Below are 13324 nucleotides of genomic sequence, written 5' to 3'. Positions count from 1 at the left end.
TTTCCTTTAAAGATTGGGTTTAATCGTTAAATTAATATTCTTAAGTTGTTCAAACACATCTTTGTCTTTCGAAACAGGCAATGTATCTGCCATACGAACCGCACGAAGTGCCGCTTCACACACTAATTTGTCTCCACCTAACGAATTAGCTTGAGTAACCAAGCCGTTAAAGCCCAAGCGAATGTTCAAACGACATTGCTTACCCTTCATTTTTTCGTCAATTAACAAGTTAGACTGAATACGCTGCATGATCAGCGCTTTGTATTTATCTACTTCGCCAAGGACTTGTTGTTGCCGTACTTTAGCGCGCGCCGCTTGCTCTTGTGCTAATTGCTCCTGCAATAGTTGCTCTTGCAAGGCTTTTTGACGCGCTTGTTCTGCCGCCTCGGCTTTGCGTTTCGCCTCTTCTTCTTGGCGTTTTCGCTGAGCTTCAGCTTGTCTTAAACGCTCCTCTTCGGATTTACGTTTTGCAGCCGCCGCTTTTGCTGCTTGCTCTGCTTGTAATTTTTCTTTTCTCGCTTTTTCTGCATCTGCACGCTGCTTTTGCTCAACCTCACGGGCCTTTTTCGCTTGCGCTTCAGCTTTGCGCTTTTCAGCTAACTTTGCTTGACGTTGCTGTTCAAGCTTTTTGATGCGCCTTGCTTCCGCTTCACGATCTTTACGTGCTTGTACCGCGCGACGTTCTAGGTCTCGAATACGCTTTTCTTCAGCGCGTTTTTTGGCATCTTCAGCTTGCTTAAGCTCTGCAATTTTCCGCTTCACAGCACGTTGATCGACAGAAATAGCTGAAACCGCTTTTTCTTGCTCTTCTTGCATAACTGGATTTAATTGCACGTGCATTACCGTGGGTTTAGACATTTGCAAATTAGCTGAGGCAAACAGCATACCCGCTAACGCGATGTGAAGCAGAAACGACTTAATAATTCCGCTTGTTAACGCATCCATTAATTATCCTCAAACGATTTGGTCATCAGGCCGACAGAAGGCACTCCCGCATTTTTCAAAAAGTCCATAAGTAATAAAACTTCTTGATATGAAACACGACCAGAGCCTTTAATCATCACAGGTGTATCAGGGTTTTGCTGCAGTTTTAATTTGATAACCGCTGCAACTTCAACTGCATCCATCGGCGCTTCCGGATCGGTACCGACAGATACGTAATAACGGCCCTCTGCATCAATACTGGCAATAATCGGCGGTGCATCTTTAGTTTCAACTAAATCTGACTCCTGCATTTGTGGTAAATCCACTTTTACACCATGGGTGATTAGCGGTGCCGTTGCCATAAAGATAATCAACAGCACCAACATGACATCAATGTAGGGCACTACATTGATCTCAGCCACAGGTCTTCTTTTCTTAGGCTGATACATTGGCTTTTGTCTCCACTAAAGTGGCTGCTTGACGATGCAATATATTAGCAAACTCTTCCATAAAGTTGGCGTAGTTTACTTCAAGCTTTTCAACGTGTTTTGCGAATCGGTTATAAGCCATTACCGCAGGGATAGCTGCAAATAGACCCATCGCGGTTGCAATCAGAGCCTCGGCAATACCCGGCGCAACCATTTGTAGTGTTGCTTGCTGCACATTACCCAAAGCAATAAATGCAGTCATAATACCCCAAACCGTACCGAATAGACCGATGTAAGGACTGATAGAGCCAACAGTCGCTAAAAACGACAAACTGGTTTCTAGTTTTTCTACTTCGCGAGAGAGTGCAACACGCATGGAGCGATGTGTACCATCTAAAATCATATTCGCTGAGCCCGTATTGTTCTTTTTGTGTCTCGCAAATTCTTTGAACCCCGCCACAAATAGCGCCTCTAACCCTTTAGAGCTGCCTGAACGTGCCGTAATTTCATTGTATAACTTGCCTAAGTCCATGCCTGACCAAAACTGTTGTTCAAACTTTCGAGCTTCGCTTTGTGCTTCTGCTATGACCGAACGGCGTTGGAATATAATCGCCCACGACGCGATGGACATGCCAACTAGTGTCAACATAACAAGTTGAACCAGCACACTGGCTTCTAAGATTAGATCGATGAAATTTAAACCCGATTCCACGTTTTAACACTCCTAATAATAATGTGTACCTGGCATGGCGCCTTTAAACAGATAGACTTCAAGCACGACAAAAGGTTCAGGTAGTTTAACCACACAAATAAGGCCTTACAACGACAAAGCTATAAAATTAGCTTAAATGTCGATAAATAGCACAATGTCTAAGTTAGCAAGACTTTTATAGCCCCATATGTTTGTTTCGGTATTTAAATCATTTTATTTTCCGATTTCACTGATTAATTAACATTTTTATTCCTCCCCATCAGAACAAGCGTAATTATTTACTCAGAATGCATAAAGTAAGGGATTTATTCACTTTGCACGAATAAATGCTCAAAACATCATTGGTAATACCAATTAACAACAAATTATCTAATATTTACAATTTGAGCATAAATAGTACAAAACCAATTAAATCATACAGATACAGCCATTCATATCAGCATATTTTAGCAATGTAAAAAATGGTAAATAGCATTCGCATTAGTTATTTTTATCTGAAAGATATAATTTTTCTAGTTTGATAATAACCCATAAGATCTCTAATATACACCCTGTACTGAGCGCACTGCTTAACGCAATGCAAAGCCAGTTACCGAGTGATAGAGTTCTGATTTACTCTGTTGCTTTTGATGAGAACCTTTTGGATAAAACCTTAACAGACTCATCAGTTCCCTGGATTACTTCCTTCAACTTGTTGTTTTCGCCCGCACATATGTGCGGGCTTTTTTTTGTCTGAAATTTGAGTTCAGATTGAAAGGTTGGCAAATTCAAATGAATACCATTAAAAAAGCCATCATAAATACGATGGCTTAATTGCGGTTATTCTTTGGCAAGGTCAAAGTGCAGATATGCCCTATCAGATACGATTCGCCCTCTTGGCGTACGCTGGATAAAGCCTTGTTGAATAAGGTAAGGCTCTATCACGTCTTCTATTGTCTCTTTCTCCTCACCAATTGCCGCAGCGAGGTTATCAAGACCCACAGGTCCGCCAGTAAACTTCTCTATAATGGCCAGCAAATACTTTCTGTCCATATAGTCAAAACCACATTTATCCACATCAACCATATCTAATGCTTGGTTAGCAATGGTTTTATCAACGCTTCCATCTCCTTTCACATCAGCAAAGTCACGAACACGACGTAGCAGACGGTTTGCGATCCTCGGCGTTCCGCGTGCTCTTTTAGCAACTTCGCGAGCGCCTTCTTCGGTTGTTTCCAAATTTAAGAAGTGTGCTGAACGGCTGACAATTTGTGACAAGTCATCCACCGAGTAAAACTCAAGCCTTTGCACAATACCAAATCGGTCTCTGAGCGGTGAAGTCAACGAGCCCGCTCTAGTCGTCGCACCGACCAATGTAAATGGCGGTAAGTCCAACTTGATAGAGCGTGCAGCAGGCCCTTCACCTATCATAATATCCAGTTGATAGTCTTCCATTGCCGGATATAAGATTTCTTCCACTTGCGGACTAAGACGATGGATCTCATCAATGAATAACACATCACCTTCTTCAAGGTTGGTCAACATAGCAGCCAAATCACCCGCTTTCTCAAGTACAGGGCCTGATGTCGTTTTAATATTCACACCCAACTCATTGGCAACGATATTTGCAAGGGTTGTTTTACCTAACCCTGGCGGGCCAAATATCAATAAATGATCCAGCGCTTCTTCACGTGAACGTGCAGCTTCAATGAAAATTTCCATTTGCTGTTTCACATGGGGCTGACCGGTATAGTCACTCAGTAGCTTTGGTCGAATAGCTCTATCTATTTGCTCTTCATTGCCCTGAACTTCGGGTTCAATTAGTCTGTCTGCTTCTATCATAATTACATCATAGACCTAAGCGCTTCTTTAATGATGGTTTCGGTATCTAAACCATCGCCTTTTACTGCTTTCACCGCTTTTTGTGCCTGCGCAGCTTTATAGCCCAATGCGACCAACGCAGCAATGGCGTCATCAGCCGGTAAATTACCCACCGTAGGATCGTCCTGTGGCGGGATAACGGCATTGTCACTAAATGGCGTAAACAAGTCGTGACCAAAGTCTTTTAACTTGTCTTTCATTTCTAAGACTAGACGCTCTGCGGTCTTTTTACCTACACCTGGAATTTTAACTAGGGTAGATGCATCACCATGATTTACACACTGCACAAACTGCTCAGCTGACATCCCTGACAAAATAGCAAGCGCGAGCTTGGGGCCAACACCATTTGCTTTAATCAGCTCTCTAAATAGAGCACGCTCTGTTTTATTATTAAAGCCAAACAGCAATTGTGCATCCTCTCGAACCACAAAGTGTGTGAAAATCGCTGCTGGCTGACCCGTACTTGGCAGCTCGTAGAAACAAGTCATCGGCATTTGTACTTCATAGCCTACCCCATTTACATCAATGAGAATTTCTGGCGGCTGCTTTTCTAATAAAGTACCACTGAGTTTACCTATCATAATTATCTTAACCTTCCACGAACTGTTTTTTTAGCATTGCCTGCTAAGCGAATTAAGTTTTGTTCAGAGTGTGCATGACAAATTGCAATTGCCAATGCATCCGCAGCATCTGCTTGTGGGGTGCCCGGTAACTTTAAAATACGTTTTACCATTTCTTGCACCTGAGACTTATTGGCTCCACCGGTACCCACCACAGCCTGCTTGATCTGCCTTGCCGAATATTCATGTACAACCACATCTTGCATGGTTGCTGCAACAATGGCGGCACCTCTAGCCTGTCCAAGCTTTAGTGCTGAGTCTGGGTTATGTGCCATAAATACTTGCTCTATCGCAAAACTGTCTGGAGAAAACTGCTCTATCAACTGGCTAATGCCTTGAAATATCATTTTTAATCGAGTCGGAAAATCATGCTCTCCAACTTTGATACAGCCGCTACCTAAGTATTTAAACTTTGCACCGTGGTGCTCAATAACACCATAACCTGTAAATCTCGAACCAGGGTCTATGCCCAAAATAACTGCCAAGGCACTGCCCTCTTTGCTTTTTTCAACATCATGCCAAAATACTGTATGGATTTCCAGTTGTTAAACAAAAAAGGCGGCTATTAAAGCCGCCTTTTCAAAGTAAGTCAGTGATTACTGCTCTTCACTTTGTTCTTGCTGTGCTTGTACTGCAATTGCTAGCTCAGTCAGTGCATCAGGGTTTGCAACACTTGGCGCATTAGTCATTAAACAAGACGCTTGTGTTGTTTTAGGGAATGCAATGACGTCACGAATGTTATCAGTACCACATAAAAGCATTACTAGACGGTCAAGACCAAATGCTAGGCCAGCATGTGGTGGTGTACCGTACTTCAGTGCATCAAGTAAGAAACCAAACTTGTCTTGCTGCTCTTGCTCTTCAATACCTAAAATTCTGAACGCTGCTTGCTGCATTTCGTTATTGTGGATACGTACTGAACCGCCACCAACTTCATAGCCGTTAAGCACCATATCGTACGCATCAGAAATCGCAACCGCTGGGTTTGCTTCTAGCTCTTGTGCACTGATGTCCTTCGGTGCTGTGAACGGATGGTGTACCGCGTGTAAGTTACCTTCGTCATCTTCTTCAAACATAGGGAAGTCAACAACCCAAAGCGGCGCCCACTTGTTCAGATCAGTGATCTCTCTGTCCAAACCCACTTTTAAACGCAGTGCACCCATCGCTTCATTAACCACGTTGCGCTTGTCTGCACCAAATAGAATGATGTCGCCAGTTTGCGCGTTAGTGCGCTCTAGTAATGCACTGATCACATCTTCGTTTAGGAATTTAGCAATCGGTGATTGCACACCTTCCATACCTGCTTCACGGTCATTAACCTTCATCCAAGCAAGGCCTTTCGCGCCGTAAATACCAACAAACTTCGTATATTCGTCGATTTGCTTACGAGATAGTTCGGCACCACCTGGTACTGTTAGTACGGCAACACGACCTTTCTCATCGTTAGCAGGACCAGCTAGAACTTTGAACTCGACATCTTTAACAATATCTGCAACGTCGATAAGCTCTAATGGGTTACGTAAATCGGGCTTGTCTGAACCGAAACGGCGCATCGCTTCAGCGTATGGCATAGTTGGAAACTCACCAAGGTCAACGTTTAGTAGCTCTTGCCACATTTCACGGATCATACGCTCAGTGACTTCACGCACTTGGTCAGAACTCATGAATGACGTTTCTAAATCGATTTGGGTGAATTCTGGCTGTCTATCGGCACGTAAGTCTTCATCACGGAAACATTTTACGATTTGATAATAACGGTCGAATCCAGACATCATTAACAACTGCTTGAACAGCTGTGGTGATTGAGGCAATGCATAGAAGCTGCCTTTGTGAACACGACTTGGGACTAGGTAATCACGCGCACCTTCAGGTGTCGCTTTCGTCAGTACTGGCGTCTCAATGTCTAGGAAATCATTAGTATCTAGGAAACGACGCACGAAGCTTGATGCTTTTGCACGTAGCTTAATACGATCGCTCATCTCTAAACGGCGAAGGTCTAAATAACGGTATTTAAGACGACGCTCTTCTGAGTTTTGCTGATTAAAGTCTAACGGCAAAGGCTCAGAGCGGTTAATGATCTCAAGGCCTGTGCCTAAGATTTCAACTTCACCCGTTGCCATGTCTTTGTTAACTTGGCTGTCAGGTCTTGCACGCACACTACCTGTCACTTTCACACAAAACTCTTGGCGCAGCGTATTAGCAACGTCCATCAAGCCTTCAACTTCTGGGTCAAAAACAACTTGAACCAAGCCTTCACGGTCTCTTAAGTCGACGAAAATTAATCCACCTAAGTCACGGCGCTTATTGATCCAACCACATAATTCGACTTCTTGACCTACGTGGTCCTTATTTAAATTTCCGCAGTATATAGAGCGCATATCGTTCCTATTTGCTTAGGCTTGCATGAAAAGTGCTATCCAGCCTATAGCTATCGTAATTAACAAAAATAATCGCCAATTATATAAAACTGGGGGGCTTTGTCATCCTTATAAAGCAAGGAATCTTCGCAAAGTTGATTTTTTTAGGTACTCTCAATTTGTTAAACTCAAAAAAAACACCGATGAAGAGAATTATGTTGTATTTAGGTTGCCCACAATGGAGCTCATCTCACTGGAAGGGAAGATTTTTTAGCCAGCACTGTAGTAATGCAAATATGCTCCGTGAATATGCCACCATGTTTAATAGTGTTGAGGGCAATACAACGTTTTACGCTAATCCAAAACCTGACACCGTTTTACAATGGAGAAATGCCGTCACAGACGATTTTAAGTTTACGTTTAAGCTCCCTAAACAAATATCTCATGAATTAGCCCTGCAAAACTGTCAAAGAGAACTCGACACATGGTTAAGCCTGTTTGCACCGCTATTCGAGCACATTGGTATGGTCATGCTGCAGTTACCAGCAAGTTGTGGACCCGAGCATCTCCCAAGGATACAAAATTTTGCCGCTCAATTGCCCAGCGAGCTTTGTTTAGGTATAGAAGTACGCAACTTAGCATTTTTTCGAAAAGACGATAATGAAAAGCGCTTAAACCAATTTTTGATGAGTAAAGGTATTAACCGCATCATGATGGATACGCGTCCTTTATTCAGCGAAGTGCCAAGCACACCTGCAATTGTAGACGCACAGCGCAAAAAACCCCGAGTCCCAGTTAACGTCATTGCGACCGGGGAGCGGCCTATGTTGCGTTTTGTAGGTTGCTCTGCACTTGAGAATAATCGCCCTTTTTATCAGCCTTGGCTCAAAAAAATCCATACTTGGCTCGCGGAAGGTAAAGAGCCCATCGTGTTTTTCCACACGGCGGACAATTACGACGCCCCTTTATTAGCACGGCAATTTATCCAAGATTTAGGCATTGAGCATAAGGTGTTACTGCCTTTCCCCGCCGAGCAACAACCACAGCAACAAACATTATTATGAAAACGCACAGCATACTGATAAGCGTCAAAATGAACTCGGTGTTAATAAAAGCAATGCTGGATTAAATTTCTAACTTACAACGTCAACTTCCAAAAGTACATGGGGGTGGAGAAGAACGATTTCACAGTCGGCATATCTTATTGCCCGGCCCTACAAGGGAACGGCCCACCAGCGTCGCCCGCTGGAAGTTAAGTACAGAATGAAAATAACAGCTGGGTGCCTAGAAATTAAAAGTGTCACACTTCTCTCCTACTTTATCTCAGTGATAAACACTCACTTGGTGTCAGAGCCGATAACATCTAAGCTGAGCAGCCACTTTTCAGGCACATCTTCGGTGGTGCTATGTAAAGAAAAAACATTTTTATACAATGTCTTAGCTTTTCTGATTCAATCGCGTAAAAATATCAATACTTGACCAGCAACGACTTCAGATATAAAGAAAAATGACAATATTATCAATAGACTCGTTAACCACTAACTGCCTTTACATAGACAACTTGCTTTATACATTTGCATTACCCTTACGCTATAATAGCTCGCCCAAATATCCGCTTATAGACAAAAATTACCAATGCAGCAATTAAAGTATTTCCAGCACTACCCTGAAAATTTACAAGCCCAAATTGCATCTTTGATTAAAAATAATCAATTACAGACCTATTTCAAAACTAAATACCCTTGCGGCCACCAGCTGCAAAATCAGCAAGCGTTATACCAATATTGTACTGATATCAAACAGCGTTTTTTAAAAAATACGCCACGATTGAATAGTGTCAGCTTCACTAAACATACGGACATGATGAAAGGGACACTCGGTACACACACTCAAAAGCAACATCGCCATGGCCAAAAAATCAAAGCGCGATACGACATAGCTTTAAACAACCAACTAAAATACGCGCCCGAAGCAATATTACGCGCTTTAATTGTGCACGAGTTAGCACACTTTAAACATGCCGACCACGACAAAGCTTTTTATAAACTGTGCTGTAATATGGAAGCTGATTATCATCAGTTAGAGTTGGATTTACGACTTTTCATCGTATTAGATGAGTTAGCCCTCAATTTTTACAAGTAATTTGAGGCAAAGCGAGTTTGCTCGACCTCAGTCATACCTACATTCAAATCCGACACTGTGGACGCAACCCTTTTTGTTGAGCTGCTTTATAAACGCTATTCGCCTTTGCTATTTTACTATTGAGTTTTTCAATTCGATTGTCAGGTGACGGGTGTGTCGATAAAAACTCCATAGGCCTATCTCCACCTAACTTTTCCATATTTTGCCACAGTTCAACAGCACCAATCGGTTTGAATCCAGCCTTGGCCATCAGATCGAGCCCTATCACATCAGCTTCACTTTCATGTGAACGACCAAATGGCAGTGTTAAGCCCACTTGCGCGCCCAGACCCAACCCTTGCATAATAGTATTACGAGACTGAACATTATTCATTTCCATCACAGTATTACTCAGTTGCAATCCAGCCTGTAATAGTCCATTTTGTGTCATTCGCTCATTCGCATGTTGTGCTATAACATGACCAACTTCATGCCCCATAACTGCAGCCAGCTGATGTTGGTCTTTTGCCACTTTGAGTAAACCGGTATGCACACCAATCTTGCCACCTGGTAGTGCAAATGCATTCGCACTGTCGTCCTTAAATACCACGACTTCCCAATTTTGCTTCGAATATTGATTCGGCAGCTGATCGACCAGTGCATTGGCTATACACTTAACATATTGGTTTGTCTTAACATCCGCTTCAATTTGTTGTTCATTTTTGATTTGTTCAAATCCCGCAACCCCAAGCTCATTCATTTTCTGCTCGGAGTACATCATATATTGCGTTCTTCCTGTGGGTGATGTTTTACATCCAGCGATGAGCAACGTAGCAACCATGCAAGCAACAACTCGTTTCATAATACTTCCTACTTACTGTTTTTCGACCAATTTAAGATGTAACTGCTTACCCTTCAAAGCAGTCACTAGCCTATTGTTACCTCACTAAGCATAAATCACTTTGAATCATTGTTGGAGCGGAAAAAATAAAAAAACCCGCACAAAGCGGGCTTTTATAATCATAACTGAACAGGTTATTCTGCAGCTTTAGAAACCATAACCATTGCCGGACGAAGTAAACGGCCGTTCAGAGTGTACCCTTTTTGCATAACAGCAAGTACTGTATTTGGGGCCACATCCGCACTTGGTTGCATTGACATTGCTTGATGGAACTCAGGAGAGAAAATTTCACCTTGCGGGTTAACCGCTTCAACACCAAACTTACCAAGGGCATCTTCGAAGCTTTTTAACGTCATCTCAATCCCTTCTAGGATAGATTTAGTTGCTTCATTTTCTTTATCTGCAAATTCAATTGCACGCTCTAAGTTATCAATCACAGGTAACAATTCGTTTGAGAATTTCTCAAGTGCAAACTTGTGTGCTTTCTCAACATCTTGTGCTGCGCGACGACGCATATTTTCTACTTCTGCCGCAGCACGCACAACACCGTCTTTTTGGCCTTCAATTGTTTGCTTTGCAGCTTCAAGCTCAGCGTATAAACCAGCAATTTCCTCTTCAGGGCTTATTTCGCCTTGTTCAGACTGTGGCGCTTCTTCCTGTGCTTGCGCTTCAGCAGCTTGTTCTACTACTTCTTCTTGTGCAGTTTCGTGTTCCTGCTCTGGTGCTTTTGTCTGCTCAGACATGAAAGTTAATCTCCGATTCTTTACAACTGCCGTAATTATGGGGATGGATTTTTTAGTTTCAAGAGTCTTTTTGCTCTATCCGGCTAAATTCATCAATTATTGCTTCAATTGGCGCCTCAGCAGGGCACACAACACAAAAACGGCTTTGATATTCTTGATCCATAAAATAAGGCACACTTAGCACAACATACCTTGATAAGTTGTCAGTATCAATTTCGCTTCCTAACAACACAGAAATGCCATTACGAAACGCTAATTTATCTTCAACTTGATGTAAAAATGGCACGCCCAAGCTGACATCAGAGCCCTGCTCTAAGCGATTGTAAATATGCCGCTCCCCAACCACGATGCTATTATCAGTACCTAGTTGTAAACTCAACTCTCGCGTCCATTGAGTTAGTAACTCTCGGCAATCAGGCATCGCTGTATTCGCCATCGCACGCATACGATGCAAGCCTTCTTTCAAGGTTTGCTGGCTAAATACTGTATTCATCCACAATGCAAACTGGTAGCGCATTTCATCGGAGTTTACGGCCGGCTTATTAATACAAATATTTTGGGATTGCCCAGCTTTATCAATCAATAAAACTAGCCAGTGCTTTCGGTCAAAGTCTAACACCTCAACACGAAAGACCTTTTGACTACTCACTTGTGGCAAGCCAACCACACAACAAACCTGATAGTGTTGGCTCAACGAATGCGCTAACGTCACCAATTGCTCTTGTGCAGGCTGCCAGTAAGTCGCGATATTATCTAATTCAAAATATTCTTGAAGCCAATATTTAATCCCAACATCAGACGGCACACGCCCAGCTGATGTATGAGGGGAAAAGAGTAATCCATGGTTTTCTAACCGTGCCATCGCATTGCGCACAGTGGCCGAACATATCGCCATGCCTTTCATTTTTGCTATCTTACTAGAGGCAACTGGCATCCCTTCACCGTTACAGTAAAGTGTCATTACAGCCGAGAAAACTTGTTTATCACGAGCACTTAATTTCATAAATCTTTATGTTGGGGTGAATTTCAAAGTTTCAAGCACTTCAATTTTAAGATAATCTTGGGGAAGATGATACACCAAGGATTTGCATAAAAAATGAGCACTCCATTTAACACCATCGGCCTTATTGGCAAACCGAATCATGACGGCGCGGCTCAGACCTTACATCGCCTTTATACATTTTTGCAAGCACTGGGTTATGATGTTTTTGTCGAGCGCCGTGCTGGCAAACAATTAGAAGCACTTCAAGAAGCGCATTTGCTCGATCTCGTACAGCTGGGAGAAAAATGTGACCTTGCTATTGTGGTTGGCGGTGACGGTAATATGTTGGGTGCAGCACGTGTACTCGCCCGTTTTGATGTCGCTGTTATCGGTGTAAACCGCGGGAACCTTGGCTTTTTGACCGATTTGAACCCCCATGATTTTGAACCTGCCTTAGAACAAGTCCTCAGTGGCAAGTTTGTTGAAGAGCACCGCTTTTTATTGGAAGTAGAAGTTTATCGTCATGCTCAGCTTAAAAGCGCCAACTTAGCAGTTAACGAAGCCGTGCTTCATGCAGATAAAGTGGCGCATATGATTGAGTTTGAGGCGTTCATTGATGATCAGTTTGTTTTTTCTCAGCGCTCCGATGGGTTAATCGTGACAACACCAACCGGCTCCACCGCATACTCTCTTTCAGGTGGCGGGCCAATTCTAACACCAGAACTCAATGCAGTAGCACTTGTGCCGATGTTTCCTCATACCCTTTCTAGTCGACCTTTAGTTGTGGATGCTAACAAAGAAATAAAGCTAAAACTCAGCCCTGAAAATACCGCAAGCTTACAAGTAAGCTGCGATAGTCATGTTGTGCTCGCTTTATTGCCGGGGGACGAAGTGCTCATAAAAAAAGCAGCTCAAAAGCTCCGTTTGATCCACCCAACCAGTTATTCCTACTACCATGTTCTTAGAGAGAAACTTAATTGGGGCAGTAGGCTTTACTAAAGTGAATTTGTTAAGCAGAATAGGACAGATTTATTTTCTAATTTAGGGAAAAGTAAGACAACATGACTTACATAGTGTTTGTATCGATAGTGCTGCTCATCACTATCCTTGGCGTTTACATGGTCATTGAAAACAATCGACAAAAAGCCCGTGATGCTGAGAAAAAAATTTTTAACGAGCGTGTAAAAGACATCACATCACTTTATAAAAGAAAAATAGCTGAGTATGTTGATTGCAAACTCATTAGGCCAAAGCATGCGCCTAAGTTCAATGCAATCGTCGGTAACTTTTTTGTCGTGCAAGCCCATAATGAGGAAAACTTGGCTCGCCTCGAAAGAGTCAGTGAACATTTACTCAGTCAAGTGGGCTCTGAGCTGAACAAGTGTCGTAGCAATGACACGGTGGACTTATTAACAGAGCAACTCTTTTTATTTGCCGCAGAACTACCTTCTGCGGGTATCGCTTATAATAAAAACTTTTACACAGAGATATTGCCAGCGCTCATTTCTCGCATACAAACGCCAGACTCATTTGAGCAAATTGAGCCAGAGCCTGAGATAAGCTCTGATTCTGAAGAAGCGTCTCATGATGGTAATGATCAAGCCGCTCCTCATTCAAGACAGGCTGCTGACATCATCAATTAAAAGTTGCTTTTTGAAAGAATGCTGTATAAATTA

14 protein-coding genes are annotated in these 13324 nt (G+C 42.6%); 4 read left to right on the top strand and 10 right to left on the bottom strand.

Going from position 1 to position 13324, the window contains the following annotated elements:
• Nucleotides 1-6 precede the first annotated feature (6 nt).
• The 7 genes from tolA to aspS all read right to left on the bottom strand — a co-directional run bounded on the left by tolA (nucleotide 7) and on the right by aspS (nucleotide 6922).
• A complete protein-coding gene (gene tolA / locus JF50_RS01755; RefSeq protein WP_039607803.1) occupies nucleotides 7-945 on the bottom strand; it encodes a cell envelope integrity protein TolA in 939 nt (312 codons plus the stop codon).
• On the bottom strand, nucleotides 945-1373 hold the full coding sequence (gene tolR, locus JF50_RS01750) for a protein TolR (protein ID WP_039607802.1): 429 nt from the start codon (nucleotides 1371-1373) through the stop codon (nucleotides 945-947). Before tolR ends, tolA begins: the two co-directional genes overlap by 1 nt.
• Nucleotides 1360-2064 carry a protein TolQ gene (tolQ, locus tag JF50_RS01745; protein WP_039607801.1) on the bottom strand — a complete coding sequence of 235 codons (705 nt, stop codon included), beginning with the start codon at nucleotides 2062-2064 and terminating at the stop codon, nucleotides 1360-1362. Before tolQ ends, tolR begins: the two co-directional genes overlap by 14 nt.
• An 819-nt stretch (nucleotides 2065-2883) precedes the next feature.
• Entirely contained in the window at nucleotides 2884-3885 is a 1002-nt protein-coding gene (ruvB, locus tag JF50_RS01740) for a Holliday junction branch migration DNA helicase RuvB (RefSeq protein ID WP_039607800.1), read from the bottom strand.
• Between the two features lie 2 nt (nucleotides 3886-3887).
• Nucleotides 3888-4505, bottom strand: a complete 618-nt coding sequence (gene ruvA / locus JF50_RS01735; RefSeq protein ID WP_039607799.1) for a Holliday junction branch migration protein RuvA — start codon at nucleotides 4503-4505, stop codon at nucleotides 3888-3890.
• 2 nt (nucleotides 4506-4507) lie between these two features.
• On the bottom strand, nucleotides 4508-5029 hold the full coding sequence (gene ruvC, locus JF50_RS01730; protein WP_039607798.1) for a crossover junction endodeoxyribonuclease RuvC: 522 nt from the start codon (nucleotides 5027-5029) through the stop codon (nucleotides 4508-4510).
• A 111-nt stretch (nucleotides 5030-5140) separates the two neighbouring features.
• On the bottom strand, nucleotides 5141-6922 hold the full coding sequence (gene aspS / locus JF50_RS01725; RefSeq protein ID WP_039607797.1) for an aspartate--tRNA ligase: 1782 nt from the start codon (nucleotides 6920-6922) through the stop codon (nucleotides 5141-5143).
• A gap of 194 nt (nucleotides 6923-7116) precedes the next feature.
• On the opposite strand from aspS, the gene JF50_RS01720 reads away from it, so the two are divergent.
• Complete coding sequence (locus JF50_RS01720; protein ID WP_039607796.1) at nucleotides 7117-7965, top strand: DUF72 domain-containing protein; 849 nt, start codon at nucleotides 7117-7119, stop codon at nucleotides 7963-7965.
• 571 nt (nucleotides 7966-8536) lie between these two features.
• A complete protein-coding gene (locus JF50_RS01715) occupies nucleotides 8537-9043 on the top strand; it encodes a M48 family metallopeptidase (protein WP_039607795.1) in 507 nt (168 codons plus the stop codon).
• 43 nt (nucleotides 9044-9086) lie between these two features.
• On the opposite strand, the gene JF50_RS01710 is transcribed toward JF50_RS01715, so the two are convergent.
• From JF50_RS01710 to JF50_RS01700, 3 genes are all read right to left on the bottom strand, one after another.
• On the bottom strand, nucleotides 9087-9884 hold the full coding sequence (locus tag JF50_RS01710) for a M48 family metallopeptidase (RefSeq protein ID WP_039607794.1): 798 nt from the start codon (nucleotides 9882-9884) through the stop codon (nucleotides 9087-9089).
• Nucleotides 9885-10057: 173 nt separating this feature from the next.
• On the bottom strand, nucleotides 10058-10666 hold the full coding sequence (gene grpE, locus JF50_RS01705; RefSeq protein WP_039607793.1) for a nucleotide exchange factor GrpE: 609 nt from the start codon (nucleotides 10664-10666) through the stop codon (nucleotides 10058-10060).
• Between the two features lie 58 nt (nucleotides 10667-10724).
• Entirely contained in the window at nucleotides 10725-11669 is a 945-nt protein-coding gene (locus tag JF50_RS01700; protein WP_039607792.1) for an HrcA family transcriptional regulator, read from the bottom strand.
• Between the two features lie 93 nt (nucleotides 11670-11762).
• Between JF50_RS01700 and nadK the strand changes: the two genes are divergently transcribed.
• Together nadK and JF50_RS01690 are read left to right on the top strand one after the other, a co-directional pair.
• Nucleotides 11763-12647, top strand: coding sequence for an NAD(+) kinase (gene nadK / locus JF50_RS01695; RefSeq protein ID WP_039607791.1), 885 nt, complete (start codon nucleotides 11763-11765; stop codon nucleotides 12645-12647).
• Between the two features lie 62 nt (nucleotides 12648-12709).
• Nucleotides 12710-13291 carry a hypothetical protein gene (locus tag JF50_RS01690; RefSeq protein WP_039607790.1) on the top strand — a complete coding sequence of 194 codons (582 nt, stop codon included), beginning with the start codon at nucleotides 12710-12712 and terminating at the stop codon, nucleotides 13289-13291.
• Nucleotides 13292-13324 lie beyond the last annotated feature (33 nt).

Source organism: Pseudoalteromonas luteoviolacea (genome assembly GCF_000814765.1).
GTDB lineage: Bacteria > Pseudomonadota > Gammaproteobacteria > Enterobacterales > Alteromonadaceae > Pseudoalteromonas > Pseudoalteromonas luteoviolacea_H.
This window is presented reverse-complemented; position numbering and strand designations above follow the sequence as displayed.

Coding starts and splice junctions, on each gene's coding strand:
- tolA (WP_039607803.1), bottom strand. CDS start 945: ATGGATGCGTTAACAAGCGGAATTATTAAGTCGTTTCTGCTTCACATC.
- tolR (WP_039607802.1), bottom strand. CDS start 1,373: ATGTATCAGCCTAAGAAAAGAAGACCTGTGGCTGAGATCAATGTAGTG.
- ruvB (WP_039607800.1), bottom strand. CDS start 3,885: ATGATAGAAGCAGACAGACTAATTGAACCCGAAGTTCAGGGCAATGAA.
- ruvA (WP_039607799.1), bottom strand. CDS start 4,505: ATGATAGGTAAACTCAGTGGTACTTTATTAGAAAAGCAGCCGCCAGAA.
- aspS (WP_039607797.1), bottom strand. CDS start 6,922: ATGCGCTCTATATACTGCGGAAATTTAAATAAGGACCACGTAGGTCAA.
- JF50_RS01720 (WP_039607796.1), top strand. CDS start 7,117: ATGTTGTATTTAGGTTGCCCACAATGGAGCTCATCTCACTGGAAGGGA.
- JF50_RS01715 (WP_039607795.1), top strand. CDS start 8,537: ATGCAGCAATTAAAGTATTTCCAGCACTACCCTGAAAATTTACAAGCC.
- JF50_RS01710 (WP_039607794.1), bottom strand. CDS start 9,884: ATGAAACGAGTTGTTGCTTGCATGGTTGCTACGTTGCTCATCGCTGGA.
- grpE (WP_039607793.1), bottom strand. CDS start 10,666: ATGTCTGAGCAGACAAAAGCACCAGAGCAGGAACACGAAACTGCACAA.
- JF50_RS01700 (WP_039607792.1), bottom strand. CDS start 11,669: ATGAAATTAAGTGCTCGTGATAAACAAGTTTTCTCGGCTGTAATGACA.
- nadK (WP_039607791.1), top strand. CDS start 11,763: ATGAGCACTCCATTTAACACCATCGGCCTTATTGGCAAACCGAATCAT.
- JF50_RS01690 (WP_039607790.1), top strand. CDS start 12,710: ATGACTTACATAGTGTTTGTATCGATAGTGCTGCTCATCACTATCCTT.